Origin of the sequence: Nocardioides sp. YR527, assembly GCF_900101045.1 — a bacterium.
GTDB lineage: Bacteria > Actinomycetota > Actinomycetes > Propionibacteriales > Nocardioidaceae > Nocardioides.
In genome coordinates, this window is sequence record NZ_FNFN01000001.1 from 634,526 (window position 1) to 653,162 (window position 18,637).

Below are 18,637 nucleotides of genomic sequence, written 5' to 3' on the forward strand. Positions count from 1 at the left end.
CACCATCAAGGAGCTCTTGTGGTTGACATCGATCGTCGTAGGTTCCTGGGCCTCGCCGGCGGCGCGGCCGCGCTGACCATGCTCGACCAGAGCATCGCGCGAGCCGCCTCCATCCCCGCCGCCCGCAGGACCGGAACGATCCGCGACATCGAGCACGTGGTCGTCCTGATGCAGGAGAACCGCAGCTTCGAGCACTACCTGGGCACGCTGCGCGGCGTACGCGGCTTCGGCGACCCGCACCCGGCGATCCTGCCGTCGGGCAACCCGGTGTGGCACCAGCCGAACGGGGACAGCACGCTGCTCCCGTTCCACCCCGAGGTCGACGACCTGGGCGCGGCGTTCCTCGAGGGTCTCCCGCACAGCTGGACCGACGGCCAGCAGGCGATCAACGGCGGCCGCTACGACCAGTGGGTGCCGGCCAAGGGCACCACCACGATGGCGTACCTCCAACGGCAGGATGCCGCCTTCCACTTCGCGCTGGCCGACGCGTTCACGGTGTGCGACGCCTACTACTGCTCCTTCATCGGCAACACTGACCCCAACCGCTACTACATGCTCTCGGGCTGGACCGGCAACGACGGCAAGGGCGGCGGGCCGGTGCTCTACAACGACGAGGCCGGCTACGACTGGACCACCTACGCCGAGCGGCTCGAGGAGGAGGGGGTCAGCTGGAAGGTCTACCAGGACGAGGGCACCGGCCTCAACGCCGAGAACGGCAACTGGTGGGGCTGGACCCAGGACGCCTACATCGGCAACTACGGCGACAACTCGCTGCTCTACTTCAACAAGTTCCAGGACGCCCAGCCCGGGGACCCGCTCTTCGAGAAGGCCCGCACCGGCACGCGGGCGGTCGACGGACAGGACTACTTCGAGATCCTGCGCGCCGACGTCGAGGCCGGCAACCTGCCCTCGGTCAGCTGGATCGCGGCACCGGAGGCGTTCTCCGAGCACTCGAACTGGCCGACCAACTACGGCGCCTGGTACATCTCCAAGGTCCTCGACGCGCTCACCGCCAACCCCGAGGTGTGGGCGAAGACCGCGCTGTTCATCACCTACGACGAGAACGACGGCTTCTTCGACCACCTGGTGCCGCCGCACATCAACAGTCCGCTGGTGCCGGGGGAGTCGACCGTCTCGACCGAGCACGAGCTCTACACCGGCTCCCACGGCGACGGCCACTATGGTCTGGGCCCGCGGGTGCCGATGTTCGTCGTCTCCCCGTGGAGCGTGGGCGGGTACGTCGCCTCGGAGACCTTCGACCACACCTCGATCCTGCGGTTCATGGAGGAGCGCTTCGGTGTCGCGGAGCCGAACATCACGCCCTGGCGCCGCGCCGTGTGCGGTGACCTGACCTCGGCGTTCGACTTCGCGCGCACCTCCGAGCCGCCGACGCTGCCGGACACGAGCGGGTGGGAGCCGGCCGACCGCGAGCGGCACCCCTCCTACTCGCCGGAGACTCCTGCGACCGGGACGATGCCGACCCAGGAGCGCGGCACCCGCCCGGCTCGTCCGGCGCCCTACCAGCTCGAGGTGATCGAGACCGCCGCCGGCGGCGAGATCGCGCTCGAGATCCGCAACACCGGCACCGTCGGTGCCCACTTCCAGGCTCGGCTGCTCGCCCCGGAGGGCGCTCCGCACAGCTACACCGTCGGTGCCGGCGACACCCTCTCGGTGCGCTGGCCGGTCAGCGGCGACTACGAGATCCACCTGCACGGCCCCAACGGGTTCTTCCGCTCCTACGCCGGCACCGCAGGCACCGACCCCGCACCCGCCCACGTCCGACGGGAAGGCCGCTCGCATCGACTCACCGTCGCCGCGCCACGCAAGGCCGAGATCACCAGCGCGTACGCCGGCCCGATCCGCTCCCGCCACCTGGACACCCGCGCGACAGGGGGCTGGTACGACCTGACCCTCACGCTCCCGGGCACCACCTGGGCGCGCGGGTTCGCCGGCCACCTGGAGAACGGACGTCCCTCCGTGAGCGACCCGCAGCTGGGCGCCTAGGAGGGATCGCCGGGCCGGTCCTTCTCGGACTGAACCGGCGGGTCGAGGATCGGGGCAGCTGTCTCGGGGGCTGCCTCGATCTCGGCCTTCGCCGCCTTCCTCTCCGCCTTCTTGGCAGCCTTCTTCTCGAGGCGGTGCACCTCGCGCTGGATGATCGCCTCGCGGCGTACGCCGGTGCCGACCAGGTTGACGACGAGGAAGAGCATCGGATAGATCGGCCACGGATGCCCGTCGGGGGCCGAGGTGAACAGCCAGATACCCCAGGTGATGAGGCTGACCATCAAGAAGGTGGCGATCGCCTCCTGGAACTCCTTGCGGTAGGCGGCCGCACCCTGCTCGCGGAAGCCCGAGCTCTCGGGCAGGTTCGCTCCGGGCTCGCCCGGAGCGGGCTCGACGATCCCCAGATCGTCCACGAGACCGGGCAGCTCCCCGAGCGTACGAGCCTCCAGGAGGATCCCGACCCGCTCGTCGTGCTCCTCGCGGGTCAGCCGACCGTCGGCGAAGGCATCGGCGAGAACGGTGCGCACAACCTCCCGATCGGCATCGGAGGCGCGCATCCGTGCATTGTCGGCCTGTCTCGGGTCGAGACGGAACCGGGTCCAGAAACCGTCCACACCACCAGCGTAGACGCCAAGCCCGACACCGTCTGGTGAAGCGCCTGCATTAGAGTGACTCGCGCTGGCTACCTGCTAGTATAGAACACGTTCTAGTTTTGCTCTGCCTAGGTTTGAGGGAGGTGGCGGATGCGGATCGCTCTGCTGTCGTATCGCAGCAAGCCGCACGTCGGCGGTCAAGGCGTCTATATCCGCCATCTGAGTCGGGAGCTCGCCAAGCTCGGGCACACGGTCGAGGTCTTCTCCGGTCAGCCCTATCCCGAGCTCGACCTCCTGGGGGAGGGCGTGACCCTCACCAAGGTGCCGAGTCTGGGTCTCTACGAGGAGCCCAACCCGTTCGGCAACCCGAAGCTCTCCGAGATCCGCGACCGGATCGATGTCGAGGAGTGGGCCCGGATGCGCACCGGCGCCTTCCCCGAGCCGCTGACGTTCGCCAAGCGCGTCCTGAAAGTGCTGAAGAAGCGGACCGACGACTTCGACATCGTCCACGACAACCAGACGCTCGCCACGCCGCTGCTGAGCATCGAGCCCGAGCTCGGCCTGCCGCTGGTGACGACGATCCACCACCCGATCTCCTTCGACCGGCGCATCGAGCTGGAGAGCGCCGAGGGCTGGAAGAAGAAGTTCGGTGTCTGGCGCTGGTACTCGTTCGTGAAGATGCAGGCGAAGGTCGCCTCACAGCTGCGGCGCGTGATCACGCCCTCGGACAACTCCAAGCGCGACATCCTCACCGACTTCGGCGTCCCCTCCGAGCGGGTGCAGACCGTGCACCTCGGCGTACCGGAGGAGTTCGTCCCGCCGACCGGGCCCCGCGTCTCCGGCCGGATCCTGGCCATGGCCAGTGCCGATGCCCCGCTGAAGGGCATCGCCTTCCTGCTCGAGGCCTTCGCCAAGCTGCGTACCGAACGCGACCTCGAGCTGGTCCTGGTCTCCAAGCCCAAGAAGGGCGGGCCGACCGAGCAGCTCATCGAGAAGCTCGCGATCAAGGACAACGTACGTTTCGTCAACGGCATCTCCGACGCCGAGCTCGTCGAGCTGATGGGCTCGGCGGAGATCGCCTGCGTGCCCTCGCTCTACGAGGGGTTCTCGCTGCCCACCGCCGAGCTGATGGCCTGCGGCACGCCGCTCGTCGTCTCTCGTGCCGGCGCGATCCCCGAGGTCGTCGGCCCCGACGACCTGTGCGCGAAGCAGGTCACCCCGGGCGAGACCGAGGAGCTCGAGCAGGCCATCGCGGCACTGCTCGACGACCCCGAGCGCCGGGCCCGCTACTCGACCGCCGGGCGCGCCCGGGTCGAGGAGCACTTCTCCTGGCACGCCGTCGCCGAGCGGATGACGGCGATCTACCAGCAGTCCATCGACGAGTTTCACACAGACGAGAGGAAGTGAGCCGTGCTCACCGTTGACTTCGACCGCCTTGGCCTTCAGCCCGGAGAGCGCGTGCTCGACATGGGTGCCGGCGGCGGCCGGCACGCCTTCGAGATGTACCGCCGCGGCGCCGATGTGATCGCGTTCGACCAGGACGCCGAGGAGCTGGCCAAGGTCAGCGACTGGTTCTTCGCGATGCGTGACGAGGTCCCCGCGGGCGCGAACGCGGAGGTCAAGGAGGGCGACGCCCTGTCGCTGCCCTTCGCCGACGGCGAGTTCGACCGGATCGTGGCCGCCGAGGTGCTCGAGCACATCCACCGCGACGTCGACGCGATCAAGGAGCTCGTCCGGGTGCTGCGTCCCGGTGGCACTCTCGCCATCTCGGTGCCGCGCTGGCTGCCCGAGGTCGTCAACTGGAAGCTCTCCGAGGACTACCACAACACGACCGGCGGCCACATCCGGATCTACACCGACCACGAGCTCATCGACAAGGTCACCAAGGCTGGCCGGCCCAACGACGGCACCCCTGGCGAGGCGATGATCTTCGAGGGCAAGTCCTACGCCCACGGCCTGCACGCGCCCTATTGGTGGCTGAAGTCGGCCGTCGGTGTCGACAACGACAAGAACGTCCTCGTGAAGGCGTACCACCAGGTCCTGGTCTGGGAGATCATGAAGAACCCGCTGCCGCTGCGCCTCGCCGGGAAGGTCCTCGACCCGATGATCGGCAAGAGCATGGTGCTCTACTTCCGCAAGCCGGGCCCGATCGCCTCCGACCCGACCTCGGCTGCCTGATTCGCGGATGAGAGTCGAGATCCCGTACGTCGACGGGGTGCTGACCCCTGCCCAGATCGTCGCCACGGCCGGGTCGATCGCCCGCGCCCAGGAGGCGTCGGGCGCGATCCCGTGGGTGCCGGGTCAGCACACCGACATCTGGAACCACGTCGAGGCGGCCATGGGCCTGCTCGTCGGTGGCCTGGTGGAGGAGGCCGAGGCCGCGTACGACTGGATCCCGTTCCTGCAGAACGGCGACGGGTCCTGGCCGATGAAGATCGTCGCCGGCTCGCCGGTGGAGACGATCGGCGAGTCGAACATGTCGGCCTACTTCGCGGTCGGACTCTGGCACCACTGGCTGATCCGTCGGGACCGGGCGTTCGTGGAGCGGCTGTGGCCCTCGGTGCGCGCCGGACTCGACTTCGTCGTCGGGCTGCAGCTGCCCTTCGGCGGAATCGCCTGGACCCCGCGCGACCCGTTCGCCCTGCTCACCGGCTCGTCCTCGATCTACCAGTCGCTGCGCGCCGGAGTCGCGCTGGCCGACCTGATGGACGACCCGCAGCCGGAGTGGGAGATCGTCGGCGGCCGGCTCGGCCACGCCCTTCGCCACCACCGTGACTCGTTCGAGGACAAGTCGCACCACTCGATGGACTGGTACTACCCGGTCCTCGGCGGCGCCGTCGTCGGTGCCGCCGGGCACGACCTGATCGAGTCGCGCTGGGACCATTTCGTACGCCCCGGCCTCGGCGCGCTCTGCGTCGACACCAACCCGTGGGTGACGGGCGCGGAGACCTGCGAGCTGGCGATGGCTCTCGACAACATCGGCGACCACCGCCAGGCGTTGGGGCTCGTGAGGGACATGCAGCACCTGCGTGCCGACGACGGCGGCTACTGGACCGGGTGGGTCTATGAGTCGCCCGAGTACCCCAACCCCAACCCCAACGCCTACTGGCCCGAGGAGCACTCCACCTTCACCGCCGCCGCCGTCATCCTGGCCGCGGACGCGCTGGGGGAGCGTTACGGCGGGTCCACCCCGGGCTCGGCCATCATGCGTGGCACCTCCCTCGCCGCTCCGTTCGAGGAGCTGGCGCTGGAGTGTGGGTGCGAGACCTCAGAGGCGTCGCAGCACGCGTAGCGAGCCGACCGCGTCGATCTCCTCGAACTGCTTCGAGGCGAGCGCGGGGAGATAGATCTCCTCGTACGGCGGCCGGCCGCCCTCGGCCGGGTCGGGGAAGACGTCGTGGACCAGCAGCAGCCCGCCGGGCATGACCTTCGGCGCCCAGCCGCGGTAGTCGAGCTGCGCCGGCTCGACGCCGTGGCCGCCGTCGATGAAGAGGAACGAGACTGGAGTCGTCCACCACCGGCTCACCGTCGTGGAGGCGCCGATCACCGCTACCACCTCGTGCTCGAGGCCGGCCTGCTCGATCGTGCGCCGGAAGGTCGGCAGCGTGTCCAACCGCCCGGAGCGCTCGTCGACGAGGGTGGTGTCGTGGTGCTCCCAGCCCGCCTGGTTCTCCTCGCTGCCGTGGTGGTGGTCGACCGTGAACACCGTGCCGCCGGTCAGCTTCGCCGCGGCGCCGAGATAGACCGACGACTTTCCGCAGTAGGTGCCGATCTCGACGGCCGGCCCGTGGGGCAGCCGCTCCACGGCGTACTCGAACAGCGCGAGGCCCTCCTCGGGAGGCATGAACCCCGTGGCGTCGAGAGCGTGCTTGAGCAGGTCGGCGGGCATCTCAGGCGTAGACACCCGGGCACCTTAGCCGAGTGGCGAGCGGTCCGCGTCGAGTGGTCATCAACCTGGGCCACGGGGAGAATCCGGGCATGAGCAGAACCTCGGCCGGGCACTCGGTGCTCGTGGTCCCGGTGCCCGAGCTGGAGACGTACGTCCTGGAGCGGACACGCCACTATGACGACTCGTTCGTCTCCGCGGACCCGGCGTTCGTGCACGCGCACATCACGCTGCTCGCGCCCTTCGTGGCCTCGCCAACCACGGACGATCTGGAGCGGGTCGGGAAGATCGCGGCCGCGGCGGCCGCTTTCGACTTCCGGCTGGACGAGGTACGTGTCTTCGCCGGCGGCACGATCTATCTGGCTCCTGAGCCCGCGGAGCCCTTCGCGGCCCTGACCGCCGAGCTGAGCGCGGCGTTTCCGCAGTGCCCGCCCTATGCCGGGCTCTTCGAGCCGCTACCGCACCTGACCGTCGACCACATCGCCGGGGGAGTGGACCTCGGCTCGACACGTACGTCCCTGACGCCCTTCCTCCCCGCGCGATGTCACGCGGACCGGGTCAGCCTGCAGTGGTACGCGAACCACGACTGCCGGGTGATCGCCGAGTGGCCCTTGGGCGGATCACCGCGTCACGGCGAAGGTGCGGAGATCGCCTGCATCACGTAGCCGATGGCGACCAACATCGTCAGGCTGCTGATGGCGATGCCGGCGACCGCGGCCCAGCGGCCCCGTCGCTTGTCGTCGGCGGTGCGGGCCAGGCCGATGATGCCGAGGATGAAGCCGAGCGGGCCGCACATCAGCACACTGGTGAGAAGCGACGCGACCGAGACCGCGTCGAGCGGTGCGGAGTAGAGCGACCAGGCGTTGGTCGGCTTGTCGGCCGACGGCGCGGTCTTCTGCTGCGGGGGAGCCGGCTGTGAAGACACCGGCTGAGGGCTCGCGGGCTGCGGGGCGGCGGGCTGGGGAGCCGGCGGCTCGGTCACCGTGGGAGGGGGTTTCGGTGCCGGGGTCCGCTGTCGCGAGGAGAGCGCGGCGTTCGCCGCTCGAGCCTGCCGCGTGGCCTGGCGAAGCCGGCTGGCCGACGGGCGAACCCGAGCGGGTGGCGGCACCGGGGCCGGCGAGCTGCTGCCGGCCGGCGGGGCGGGCCGAGGAGTCGTTGCGCCCCACTCCGCTCGCCAGCGCCGGTCGCGGCTGAGTGGCGGAGTCGCGGGCGAAGCGGCCGAGGGCGCCTTCCCCGCGGCTGCCGAGGCAGCGGCCTTACGGCGGCGCCGGGCGAGCTCCTCGTCGAGGGTGGCCCTGGCGACCGGGTCGAGCAGTACGTCGCGCGCCCGGTTGATGCGCATCATCAGCTCGCCGTCGGCAGCGCGGCCGCCACGGTCGGGGTGGAACTGCTTGGCGAGCTCGCGATGGCGAGCTCGGACAGCCGCGTCATCCGCGTCCGAAGGGATCTCGAGCACGGCATAGGCGTCGATGAACTTACCGCTCACTCAACGCCCCCCACGCACAGTCCTTCGGTTGTCGGCCTCGCCCCCAGGCTCATCCACACCTGGTGCCATAAATTCCAGAGCAGTGAAATCCTAGAGCAGTCGCGGCGAGATGCTGGTTTCGCCACGGGAAATTGATCGAGGGCCGCCCGACTGGGCGGCCCTCGATCTATGCATCATCGCCTTCGGCGAAGTGGAGCGGACGACGAGGCTCGAACTCGCGACCTCAACCTTGGCAAGGTTGCGCTCTACCAACTGAGCTACGTCCGCTTGCGAGAAGAACAGTAGCGGATGTGGTCCGTTCACCTCCAACTGGGGGCCCGCGTGTCACGCACCATCGTCGGGGACATCGGGTGATGCCGTACGCCGCTCGATCTGTTCCACCAGCTGGGTGACCTGGGCCTGGTGCGCCGCCCGCAGGTCCTCGAGCCGCTCGCGCGCATGCGCGCGCTCACGGTCCAGCTCGGCGCGGGTGGCGTCGCGATCCGCCTTCGCCGCCGCCTCGCTCCCGCGGAGGTCGGCCACCTGGTCCCGAAGAGAGTCGATCTGCTCGCGGGCGGCGTCGCGCTGCGTACGCAGCCCGGAGATCGTCACCTCTGCACTCGCCGCCGCCTTCTCAGCGGCCTTCTTCTCCGCGATCAGCTGCTCCTGCAGCCGTGCCGTGGCCTTCTCGGCGTGGTCGGCGCGCGCGGTCTCGCTCCGTCGGCGCTGCACGGCCGAGGCGTGCTCGGACTGCAGCTTCTCGAGCTTCTCGGCCAGGGCATCGCGCGCGGAGGTCGTCTCCTCGGCGCGCTTCTCGAGGGCGGCGATCGTCGCGGAGGCGGCCTGTGCCGCGGCTGTCGCGTCCGACTCCGCTCTCTCCCGCGCGGCCTGCTCGGCCTGACGGGACTCTTCGGCCGCGGCCGTGGCGGACAGCGCCTCCCGCAGGATCTCGGCCGAGCGCTCGGACTCCTCCAACGCCTCCGCGGCAGCTGCGTCCGCCTCGTCGCGCTCCGCCTCCGCCGTCCGCTGCGCGTGCTCGGCGCGCACAGCACGAGCGCTCGCGGCGGCGACCTGCTCCTGGGCCTCGCTCTGCACCGTGGCGATCTGGGCCTCGGCAGCGGTCAGGTCGCCGAGCGTACGCAGCTCCTCGAGGGCCTTCGGGAGCTGATCGAGGAACCTGTCGGCGAGCTGGGTCAGCTGGGTGGTGATCTCCGCGGCCCGCTGCTGGGCTGCCTGCACCGGTCGAGCGGTCTCTCCGGGGTCCCGCGTCTCGGTGAGCCGCTGCAGGCGCTTCCGCTCGCGCCAGGCCGCGGCCCGGTTGTGGGCCGGATCGTCGCAGTACTCCGGCGGCCGGCCGCTTCCGCTCTCCGACGTTGCCGCTGCCATCGGGCAGCCGGGGAAGCGGCAGAGCTTCTCGTCGACAGCAATCGTTTCCGTCATTACGTCAGCATAGCGTGACGAAAGACGTAACGAATACTGAATACTGCTCATTTGAGATCCCGATGCGGCGCACAACATAACCGGCATTATGATGTGTGGTGTGAGCGCGCTCGAGCCCCGTCAGCAGACCCCCTCCACAGACCTCTCGGTGACGGAATCCGTCAGGGAGCTGTTCCTTGACGACCTCGGAGACCTGCCCCGCGAAAAACGTGCCGAGGCTCTCGCCAGAAGGTTCCTGCTCTCCTACGCGGGCCACACCCGCGCGGCGTACGGCCGAGACCTCGCCGACTGGTTCGGCTGGTGCGCCGCGCTGGAGATCGACCCGCTCGCCGCCAACCGAGCGATGGTCGACGGCTACGCCCGCCATCTGGAGACCCGGCGGAGCCCGGCGACGATCGCCCGACGACTCTCGGCGATCGCCGGCTTCTACCGCTACGGCGTGGCGGAGGACGTCCTCAGCGCCTCGCCGGCCGAGCACATCAAGCGCCCCAAGACGAGCAACGACTCCCAGACCCTGGGTATGGACAGGGGAGAGGCGCGCGCGTTCCTCGCTGCCGCCCGCGAGCACTCCAGCCGCGCAGCCGCGCTGGTGACCCTCCTGCTCCACGACGGCCTGCGCATCTCCGAGGCTCTGGGCGCCGATGTCACCGACCTCAGCCACGCCCGCGGCCACCGCATCCTGACGATCACCCGCAAGGGCGGCGCCCGGCGCGACGTCGTCCTCAACCCGGCGACCTCACAGGCCCTCGACGCCTACCTCGACGCCCGCGCCGAAGGCCCGGTCTTCGTCACGAGCACCGGCAACCGCTGGCACCGCTCCGAGGCGTTCCGCCTGATCCGCAGGCTCGGAGCCTCGGCCGGCATCGAGCACGGCGAGAAGCTCTCCCCGCACAGCCTCCGCCACACCTTCGTCACCCTGGCCCGCGAGGCGGGCGTACCTCTCGAGGACGTCCAGGACGCCGCCGGCCACGCCGACCCCCGCACCACCCGCCGCTACGACCGCGGCCGCCACAACCTCGACCGCCACCCCGCCTACGCCCTGGGTGCCTTCCTGGCCGACTGAGCCTCAGTCCCGGAAGTCGGGTGGAGCGATCGCGATGAGCGCTCGCGCGAGGTCCTCCACGGTGCGGTCGCCGTCGTCGGTGAGCCACCACGTGATGACCGCGAGCATCCCCGCCGCGAGGTAGCGCGCCGTCACCTCGGGGTCGGCGGCGAGCGTCTCGCGGGTGCGGAGGGTGACCAGGGTCGAGGCGACCATCCCCTCGGCGAGAGCCGCACCGAACTCGGGGTCGGCGATGAGCAGGGCGCCGTAGCTTCGCCGATGCTCCGAGATGAACCGCGTGATCTCGTAGATCACCTGTTCGTTGACCGTCGTCTTGGAGGCGCCGGCCCGGATCGTAGCGCGCGCGTCTGCGATGATCGTCTCCGACAGGTCGCTGAGCGCTGTCGCGGCGAGGTGTCCGACCCCGGAGAAGTGCGCGTAGAAGGAAGAGCGGGTGACTCCCGCGGCGCGGACGATCGAGGTCACCGTGAGGGTGTCGACATCTCCCGAGTCGAGGCGGTCGCGGAACGCGGCGATGAGCTTCTCGCGCGTCTTGAGCACGCGCCGATCACTGCTGTCGACGCGCCGCTCGCGCAGCGACTCCTGCTTGGACTCGCCGACTGTCATATCTCGCCTCCCGGACGGTGTGCGGCGGGCTCCTCCGCCCGCCGCACACCATCCGACCACATCCGCTCAGGCAGGGCGGTATGTCGGTCGAAGCGACGGCGGTACGAGGCCGTCCGGAAGCGGCTTGTCATAGGGGGTGAGCGCGATGATCTCCTCGAACTCCGCTCGGGCCGCGGCGAGCAGCTCCGGTTCGGTCAGCAGGTCGATGGCCGTCGCCGCCATGACCTTCGCGCCGTGGACCATGCCCTTGTGGGCAGCCGGTGTCTTGCCCTGGGCGACCATCTGCCAGGAGTGCCCGGGCGTGCCGACGATCGCAGTGCCCGCGCCCATCTGCACGGTGGGGGTCACCCAGCTGACGTCGCCGACGTCTGTCGATCCGGTCATCTGCTGCCGATGCGCCGGCGGCGCGAGCGGCAGTACGCCGTCGAAGTAGACGGGGGAGTCGGTAGGCAGCCCGAGCATCCGTTTCATCGACTCCGCGGCGCCGTCCGGGAGCCCCGCCGACAGCACCCGACCGTACTCCTGGTCGGCGTCGTCGAAGGGGACTCCGCCGAGCTCCTCGAAGTTCGCCTGCATCCGCTGCTCGAGGACGAGGTTCGGAAGGACCTCGGCGCAGGCTCCGTCGAACTCGATCTCGATCTCGGTCTCGGTCATGAGCGCCGCGCCCTGCCCTACTTTGACCACCCGCTCGTACAACGTACGCATCTTCGCGACAGTGGGTGAGCGCACGATGTAGTACAGCTCGGCAGACGGCTGCACGACGTTCGCGGACGGACCGCCCGCGTCGATGAAGGCATAGTGGATTCGGTCGGTGTCCTCCATGTGCTCGCGCAGGAAGTTCACGCCGACGTTCATGAGCTCGGCGGCATCCAGTGCGCTCCGACCGTGCTGCGGGTTGGCTCCAGCGTGCGAAGGCAGACCCCGGAACCGGAAGTACGCCTGCGCGTACGCGAGCGTCTTCCACTGGGAGGCCGACGCCATCGGGGTCGGGTGGTTGGTCACCGCGGCATCCACGTCCTCGAATGCGCCGCCCGCGACCATGAAGGTCTTGCCGGCCGCACCCTCCTCCGCTGGGCAACCGTAGTAGCGGACGGTTCCCGGAAGCCCCGCCGCAGCGAGGTGCTGAGCGGTCGCGACCGCGGCGAGAAGGGAGCCTGACCCGAGCAGGTTGTGATGGCAGCCGTGACCGGCCGAGGATCCGCTGTCGGGGTCGGGGCGGCGCTCGGTGGCACCGGCCTCCTGGCTGAGCGAGGCCAGCGCGTCGTACTCGCCGAGGAATCCGATCACGGGGGATCCCGAACCCCACTCCGCCGTGAAAGCGGTGGGGACGCCTCCAGCGGCGCGAGTGATCCTCGCGCCGTACTCCTCGGCCGCGGAGATCTGCTTGGCCATCGACGCGTGCTCCTCCCAGCGGAGCTCGGGCTCAGCCCAGATCTCGTCGCTCAGGCGGGTGAAGCGCGGTGCGAGGTCGTCCACGATCGGAGTGATCGCCGCGATCGAGGTGATTTCTGTTGTCGTCATTGTCTCTTCTCCAGGGTTCGGGGTCAGGACGGGTCGGCTGCCGACGGGTCGGCGGTATCGGGGTCGGCCTTCGTGCGACCCGGCAGGAACAGCGCGAGCAGGATCGTCGCCACGACCGAGACCGCGATGCCGAAGTACGCCATGACCGGGAACAGCGGCGTCAGCAGGAGCTGAACGACCAGGCCCACCACGATCGCGATCGCGAGGATTCTCGTGTTCGGGTTGGACGCGATCATCTGGACGACGACCGCGCCCATGACGGCCGGCAGGACGAAGGTCTGGACCTGCGCCACCAGTTCGGGCGGGAACGCGTTCAGCAGCAGGTTGCCGAGGACGCCCACGAAAACGGCGAGGCTCAGCAGATGCGTCGTCGCGGCCCCGCAGATCGCAAGCACCGCGGCGAGCTGGCCGCGCTTCGTGCCGGGCTTGGCGCCGATCGTCGACTGCGCGACGATCGCGGCGGGCACGAGCTTGTTGCTGATGTTGCCGATCATGAACGCCTGATACATGCTCGCGGCTCCCAGGATCGGGAAGTACGAGAACGGTTCGACGAACCACAGGATGCCGAAGACGAGCGCGATCGCCACGACGCCTGCGGCGACGTCCCCCGGATCGACGCCCAGCTGGATCGAGAGGACCAGCGGGCCTGCGAGCATGAGGCAGAGAGCCGCGATCATCGTGATCCGCCCCCACCGTGAGGTGGTCGTGTCGAACTGGCTCCAGGCGTCAGCCACCATCGGGCTGGGCGTAGCGAGAGTGCTCATGGTCGCGCTTCCGTTCTGATCGTCGGTGGTGCTCACTGGATGCCTGCGTTCGAGACGACGACGCCGACGGCAATGGCGCCGATCATCGAGAGGCCGAGGCCCCACTCCCTGAGCCAGTTCTGCTTCGCGGCCTTCGCGGTCCACAGGCAGACGATCATGATCGCGGCGCTCGCCAGGACGACGATCGCAGCAGCCCAGCCGTGCTGGAGCTGCTGGATGCCGAACGTTCCGAACGCGCCGAGAAGAGCCGCGGTCGGAATGACCGCCATGGCTCCACCGGTCTTGGCCGCATCGCGCGCCTCGAGCCGGTCGGTTCCGCGCTTGAGCAGAGGCGTGACGATGAGAGTCACGAGCATCCAACCCGAACCGGCCAGCGCGATGCACAGCATCACCGTTGCGAACGTCTGCTGGGTGTAGCCATCGCCGCCAAGGGTGGCGCCCTGTGCTCCGGCGGCGATACCTGCCGCACCGACTTCGAACGCAGCCGATCCGATCAGGCCGATACGGGTGAGAACCCCCGGCGTACCGAAGACGCTCAGCAGCGTGACGGCGACGAGGACGACGGCCAGCGACGGACCGATCGCGGCGATCGCACCCGCACGGAAGGATCGTGTCACGTCGGCTTCTGTCATCTCGACGGCCGGCGCGACGCGTTTGACTGCACGGTAGTAGATGGCGGTCTGGACGGCGATGGTGACGAAGACGCCTGCGGCGCACAGCCACAGCACGAGCTGGTTGGCGGCCGAGAGGATGTCGGTGGAGCTGGGGTCGAGCGAGGTGGAGACGAGGCGCATGGTCGGGCTCCTTCATATGGGTGTGTCGGAAGTCGGACGGAGTTCCGCTGCCCCTCTGTCCATGTGCCTGAGAGCTTCGCGCGGTGCGCTTCCCCCTTCGGCGGGCCCCTCGCAGAGCCTCTCTCCAGAGTTCCCCAGTCGACGGGTCCTTCTGCCTGAGAGATTGGCGGGTGGCTTGCCCCTTCGGCGTCCGCATCGGATGCGGATCTCTCCCCGGCGACTGCTCGGGCGTCGGCCCGGAGTGCGCGGCCGGCGTTCGTATTCGGTTGTGGGTCAATAATGGACACTGTCCGATTACGAGCGAAGGTGTCAATGGTTACAGTCATGAAACCGGGCAGCGGCGCCCGCGCATGCCGGCGCGATGCACAGGCTCTCCCCAATCGCGTCTGACGACGGTAGCCTTCCCAGAACCCGTCATCGTTGACGAAGGAGATCCGGTATGAGCCAGGAACTGACCAGCGACTACGTGGTGGTGGGGGCGGGTTCGTCAGGTGCTGTGCTCGCGGCGCGCCTCAGCGAGGACCCGAGCGTCCAGGTCACCCTGCTGGAGGCGGGACCGCGCGACAAGAGCTTGAACATCCACATCCCGGCGGCGTTCTCGAAGCTCTTCCGGACCGAGCACGACTGGGACTACACCACCGAGCCGCAGCCGGCACTCGGCGGCCGGCGGATCTACTGGCCGCGCGGCCGGATGCTCGGCGGCTCGTCCTCGATGAACGCGATGATGTGGGTCAAGGGCCTCCAGGCCGACTACGAGGAGTGGGGCGCGGCCGCCGGACCCGAGTGGGGCTGGGAGACCGTCAAGAAGACGTACGCGAAGCTCGAGGACGTCGAGGACGCCACCGCGCTCGACGGCACCGGCGGTCCGATCCGTGTCGAGCGGCAACGCAGCCCCCGTCCCTACACCGAGTCCTTCCTCCAGGCCGCCGAGCAGGCCGGTTACCGGCGCGGACGGGCCAACGGCCCCAACCCCGAGGCGTACGTCGAGACCATGGTCACCCAGCGCCGTGGCTCCAGGTGGAGCACGGCGTCGGCCTACCTCAAGCCCGCCGCCAGACGCGCCAACCTGAAGGTGGTGACCGGCGCCGCGGTGTCTCGGGTGACCTTCGACGGCACCCGCGCGACCGGGGTCGAGGCCGTCGTCGACGGCGAGCGGACGACCGTCACCGCCCGGCGGGAGGTGATCCTCTCCGGCGGCGCGATCAACACCCCGCAGCTGCTGATGCTCTCCGGGATCGGACCTGCCGCGCAGCTGACGGGCCTCGGCATCGATGTCGTCCGCGACGCGAGGGAGGTGGGGGAGAACCTCACCGACCACCTCGTCGCCGGCATCGGCTGGGAGGTGGAGCAGGGGTCCCTGGCGACCGCGGAGTCGGCGCGTCAGCTGCTCAACTACCTGCTGCGCAGGCGCGGGATGCTCACCTCCAACGTGGGCGAGGCGTACGGCTTCATCCGCTCGCGCCCCGACCTGGAGGCGCCCGACATCGAGATGATCTTCGCTCCGGTCGGCTTCTTCGACGAGGGTCTGGTGCCGTTCGTGGGGGAGGCGGTCGTCGCCGGCCCGATCCTCGTCGACCCGGCCAGCCGCGGCCAGGTCACGCTCGCCTCCAAGGACCCGGCCGCCAAGGCGGTCATCGACCCGCGCTACCTCTCCGACCCCGACGGCAGGGACCGCGCCGCCATGGTCGAGGGTGTCCGGGTGGCGCTGGAGATCGCCTCCCAGCCCGCGCTCAAGCCGTTCCTCGGCAGATTCCTGCGCCCCGATGTCCCGGTGGACTCGTCCGCGGAGGAGGTAGCCGACGCGGTCCTGACACGTCACGCGCACACGCTCTACCACCCGACCGGCACCTGCCGGATGGGCTCGGACGAGGCCAGCGTGGTCGACCCCCGGCTGCGCGTACGCGGCGTCGAAGGCCTCCGGGTCGCCGACGCCTCGGTCATGCCCAGGATCGTGCGCGGCCACACCAACGCGCCCGCGATCCTGATCGGCGAGCGCGCCGCGGAGCTGATCACCGGCGACTGACACTCTCGGCCGACCCTTGGAACCCACCCGTGACTCAGGTCACACTGGTCTCATGACGGATTCCTACGCTGCCGGAGAGACCACCACCCCGCTGCTGGAGGAGACGATCGGCGCAAGCTTCGACCGCACCGTCGCCGGATTCGGCGAGCGGGAGGGGTTGGTCGAGGTGGCATCCGGCAGACGCTGGACGTACGCAGAGCTGAGCCGTGACGTCGATGCGCTGGCCGTCGGGCTTCGCAAGGCCGGGATCGCGAAGGGCGACCGGGTCGGCATCTGGGCGCCCAACTGCGCGGAGTGGACGCTGACCCAGGTGGCGACCGCGAAGATCGGCGCGATCCTGGTGAACATCAACCCGGCCTACCGCACCCACGAGCTGGCGTACGCCTTGACCCAGTCGGGCATCAGGCTGCTGGTCTCAGCGCCGGCGTTCAAGACGTCGGACTACCGCAGCATGGTGGCCGAGGTGCGCGGCGACTGCGCCGACCTCGAGCAGAGCGTCTTCATCGGCGACCCGGAGTGGACCGCTCTCCTCGAAGCCGGCGCCGGCGAGCGGCTGGCCGACCACGTCACCTACGAGCTGAGCCCCGAGGACCCGATCAACATCCAGTACACCTCGGGCACCACCGGCTATCCCAAGGGCGCGACCCTGAGCCACCGCAACATCCTCAACAACGGCTACTTCACCACCGAGACGATCGGTTTCACCGAGAACGACCGGCTGGCGATCCCGGTGCCCTTCTACCACTGCTTCGGGATGGTGATGGGCAACCTGGGCTGCATCACCCACGGTGCCACGATGGTGATCCCGGGCCCGGCATTCGATCCGGCGGCCACGCTGAAGGCGGTCCAGGACGAGCGGTGCACGGCCGTCTACGGCGTACCCACCATGTTCATCGCCATGCAGAACCACCCCGACTTCGCGACCTTCGACCTCAGCACGCTGCGCACCGGGATCATGGCGGGCAGCCCGTGCCCGGTCGAGGTGATGAAGCGGTGCGTCAACGAGATGCACATGAGTGAGGTCTCGATCGCCTATGGGATGACCGAGACCTCGCCGGTCTCGACCCAGACCCGGATGGACGACGATCTCGAGCACCGCACCGCCACCGTCGGCCGGGTGCACCCGCACGTCGAGGTGCGCGTCGTCGACCCGACCTCCGGCGCGGTGCTGCCCCGGGGCGAGGCGGGCGAGTTCCAGACCCGCGGCTACTCGGTGATGCTCGGCTACTGGGCCGACGAGGAGAAGACCCGGGCGGCGATCGACGAGGACGGCTGGATGCACACCGGCGACCTCGCGGTGATGAACGCAGACGGCTACTGCAACATCGTCGGCCGGATCAAGGACATGGTCATCCGTGGCGGCGAGAACATCTACCCTCGTGAGATCGAGGAGTTCCTCTACACCCACCCCGACATCGAGGACGTCCAGGTCATCGGCGTGCCCGACGAGACCTACGGCGAAGAGCTCTGCGCGTGGGTCCGCCTGCGTCCCGGCGCGGAGCGAATGACGGCCGAGACCCTGAAGGCGTACGCGACCGGCAAGCTCGCCCACTACAAGATCCCGCGCTACGTCCTGGTCGTCGAGGAGTTCCCGATGACCGTGACCGGCAAGGTCCGCAAGGTCGAGATGCGGCAGAAGACCGTCTCCGAGCTCGGGCTCTAGGAGCTCAGGAGGTCAGGTCAGCGAGGCCGCCGCGACCGCGGTGTCCTTGCCGACGAGGGTGATCTCGACCCGCTCGACGTCGGTGATCGGCACCGCGGAGGAGGCGTCCAGCCCGAGCGTCTCCCCACCCGACCAGGTCCACGACCCGGCGACCGTGCGTGACCCGTCGCGGCCGACCAGCACCAGGTCGTACGTCACCGGCTCACCCTGATAGTCCGAGGACGCCGGCGGGTTCTTCCCGGGCTCGGGCGGGTAGTGGCAGCTCCAGTTGAGCTTGGTGCCCCACGACGTCGGGGTGACGACGAGCTGGGCCCACATGTCGACGCTGCCCACGGGTCGCAGATCGACGGTGCGCACGTTCGCACCCGCCGAGCTGGTCGGGGTGACCTGGGCCGAGGGGTCGGCGACCGGCGAGCGGCTGCCGTCGCGACCGATGGCCACGCCACCGATCGCCGTACCGCCCGCGAGCAGGACGACCGCGGCCGCGACCGCGAAGGCCCGGCGACGCACCCGCGACCTGCGTACGGCTCCGGCCAGCTCTGCCAGCGGCGGCGCCACCACCTCCGCGGCAGTCTCCTCGAGCAGCTCCTCGGCCTCCTCGCGGGAGAGCGCGCCGAGCAGGCCGGGCATGCCGGCGAGCTCGGCGACGGCGCCGCGGCACACGCCGCACCCGGTCAGGTGTCGCTCGTAGGCCCGCCGGTCGCTCGGGCTCAAAGCGCCGAGCACGTAGGACGCGTCCCAGTCGGCGTACGTCTCGTGTGCGGAGGCGTCCAGGTCGTCGTTCATGCCGCCACCTCCGTAGTGCAAGCGCAATG

General features: G+C 69.5%; 17 protein-coding genes, 1 tRNA gene and 1 riboswitch. Of the genes, 8 read left to right on the forward strand and 10 right to left on the reverse strand.

What is annotated here, in order from left to right; translation table 11 throughout:
- Nucleotides 1-18: 18 nt before the first annotated feature.
- Nucleotides 19-2,004, forward strand: coding sequence for a phosphocholine-specific phospholipase C (locus BLT25_RS03015; protein ID WP_091041727.1), 1,986 nt, complete (start codon nt 19-21; stop codon nt 2,002-2,004).
- On the opposite strand, the gene BLT25_RS03020 is transcribed toward BLT25_RS03015, so the two are convergent.
- The gene (locus BLT25_RS03020; RefSeq protein WP_091041729.1) at nt 2,001-2,618 is read right to left on the reverse strand and encodes a DUF1707 SHOCT-like domain-containing protein; all 618 of its coding nucleotides are present in this window, start codon (nt 2,616-2,618) and stop codon (nt 2,001-2,003) included. The two genes, BLT25_RS03015 and BLT25_RS03020, sit on opposite strands and share 4 nt — an antisense overlap.
- Before the next feature lie 129 nt (nt 2,619-2,747).
- On the opposite strand from BLT25_RS03020, the gene BLT25_RS03025 reads away from it, so the two are divergent.
- The 3 genes from BLT25_RS03025 to BLT25_RS03035 are packed head-to-tail and all read left to right on the forward strand — an operon-like array spanning nt 2,748 to nt 5,889.
- Entirely contained in the window at nt 2,748-4,004 is a 1,257-nt protein-coding gene (locus BLT25_RS03025; protein ID WP_091041731.1) for a glycosyltransferase family 4 protein, read from the forward strand.
- Nucleotides 4,005-4,007: 3 nt separating this feature from the next.
- The gene (locus tag BLT25_RS03030; RefSeq protein WP_091041733.1) at nt 4,008-4,775 is read left to right on the forward strand and encodes a class I SAM-dependent methyltransferase; all 768 of its coding nucleotides are present in this window, start codon (nt 4,008-4,010) and stop codon (nt 4,773-4,775) included.
- Between the two features lie 7 nt (nt 4,776-4,782).
- Nucleotides 4,783-5,889 (forward strand): prenyltransferase, encoded by a 1,107-nt coding sequence (locus BLT25_RS03035; protein ID WP_091041736.1) that lies wholly within the window; start codon nt 4,783-4,785, stop codon nt 5,887-5,889.
- On the opposite strand, the gene BLT25_RS03040 is transcribed toward BLT25_RS03035, so the two are convergent.
- Nucleotides 5,866-6,501, reverse strand: a complete 636-nt coding sequence (locus BLT25_RS03040) for a class I SAM-dependent methyltransferase (RefSeq protein WP_256328422.1) — start codon at nt 6,499-6,501, stop codon at nt 5,866-5,868. The genes BLT25_RS03035 and BLT25_RS03040 overlap by 24 nt on opposite strands.
- A gap of 74 nt (nt 6,502-6,575) precedes the next feature.
- Between BLT25_RS03040 and BLT25_RS03045 the strand changes: the two genes are divergently transcribed.
- Nucleotides 6,576-7,148: a 2'-5' RNA ligase family protein gene (locus tag BLT25_RS03045; RefSeq protein WP_091042449.1), complete on the forward strand. Its 573-nt coding sequence runs from the start codon at nt 6,576-6,578 to the stop codon at nt 7,146-7,148.
- Here BLT25_RS03045 and BLT25_RS03050 read toward each other — a convergent pair.
- From BLT25_RS03050 to BLT25_RS03060, 3 genes are all read right to left on the reverse strand, one after another.
- A complete protein-coding gene (locus BLT25_RS03050; RefSeq protein WP_091041741.1) occupies nt 7,112-7,969 on the reverse strand; it encodes a DnaJ domain-containing protein in 858 nt (285 codons plus the stop codon). The two genes, BLT25_RS03045 and BLT25_RS03050, sit on opposite strands and share 37 nt — an antisense overlap.
- 191 nt (nt 7,970-8,160) lie before the next feature.
- Nucleotides 8,161-8,236 (reverse strand) — tRNA-Gly (locus BLT25_RS03055).
- Between the two features lie 57 nt (nt 8,237-8,293).
- A complete protein-coding gene (locus tag BLT25_RS03060) occupies nt 8,294-9,388 on the reverse strand; it encodes a coiled-coil domain-containing protein (RefSeq protein ID WP_143033619.1) in 1,095 nt (364 codons plus the stop codon).
- Between the two features lie 100 nt (nt 9,389-9,488).
- Between BLT25_RS03060 and BLT25_RS03065 the strand changes: the two genes are divergently transcribed.
- Nucleotides 9,489-10,451, forward strand: a complete 963-nt coding sequence (locus BLT25_RS03065) for a tyrosine-type recombinase/integrase (protein WP_218131218.1) — start codon at nt 9,489-9,491, stop codon at nt 10,449-10,451.
- Between the two features lie 3 nt (nt 10,452-10,454).
- On the opposite strand, the gene BLT25_RS03070 is transcribed toward BLT25_RS03065, so the two are convergent.
- The 4 genes from BLT25_RS03070 to BLT25_RS03085 all read right to left on the reverse strand — a co-directional run bounded on the left by BLT25_RS03070 (nt 10,455) and on the right by BLT25_RS03085 (nt 14,136).
- Nucleotides 10,455-11,057, reverse strand: coding sequence for a TetR/AcrR family transcriptional regulator (locus tag BLT25_RS03070; protein WP_091041745.1), 603 nt, complete (start codon nt 11,055-11,057; stop codon nt 10,455-10,457).
- Nucleotides 11,058-11,123: 66 nt separating this feature from the next.
- Complete coding sequence (locus BLT25_RS03075; RefSeq protein ID WP_091041748.1) at nt 11,124-12,578, reverse strand: amidohydrolase; 1,455 nt, start codon at nt 12,576-12,578, stop codon at nt 11,124-11,126.
- A 23-nt stretch (nt 12,579-12,601) separates the two neighbouring features.
- Nucleotides 12,602-13,342 carry a hypothetical protein gene (locus BLT25_RS03080; protein WP_091042455.1) on the reverse strand — a complete coding sequence of 247 codons (741 nt, stop codon included), beginning with the start codon at nt 13,340-13,342 and terminating at the stop codon, nt 12,602-12,604.
- A 32-nt stretch (nt 13,343-13,374) separates the two neighbouring features.
- A complete protein-coding gene (locus BLT25_RS03085; RefSeq protein WP_091041749.1) occupies nt 13,375-14,136 on the reverse strand; it encodes a DUF5058 family protein in 762 nt (253 codons plus the stop codon).
- A gap of 133 nt (nt 14,137-14,269) precedes the next feature.
- A riboswitch (glycine riboswitch) is annotated at nt 14,270-14,361 on the reverse strand.
- Nucleotides 14,362-14,575: 214 nt separating this feature from the next.
- Between BLT25_RS03085 and BLT25_RS03090 the strand changes: the two genes are divergently transcribed.
- Together BLT25_RS03090 and BLT25_RS03095 are read left to right on the forward strand one after the other, a co-directional pair.
- The gene (locus BLT25_RS03090) at nt 14,576-16,159 is read left to right on the forward strand and encodes a GMC family oxidoreductase (protein WP_091041752.1); all 1,584 of its coding nucleotides are present in this window, start codon (nt 14,576-14,578) and stop codon (nt 16,157-16,159) included.
- A gap of 52 nt (nt 16,160-16,211) precedes the next feature.
- Nucleotides 16,212-17,822: an AMP-binding protein gene (locus BLT25_RS03095; protein WP_091041753.1), complete on the forward strand. Its 1,611-nt coding sequence runs from the start codon at nt 16,212-16,214 to the stop codon at nt 17,820-17,822.
- Between the two features lie 12 nt (nt 17,823-17,834).
- Here BLT25_RS03095 and BLT25_RS03100 read toward each other — a convergent pair whose 3' ends face one another.
- A complete protein-coding gene (locus tag BLT25_RS03100) occupies nt 17,835-18,608 on the reverse strand; it encodes an anti-sigma factor family protein (RefSeq protein WP_091041755.1) in 774 nt (257 codons plus the stop codon).
- Nucleotides 18,609-18,637 lie beyond the last annotated feature (29 nt).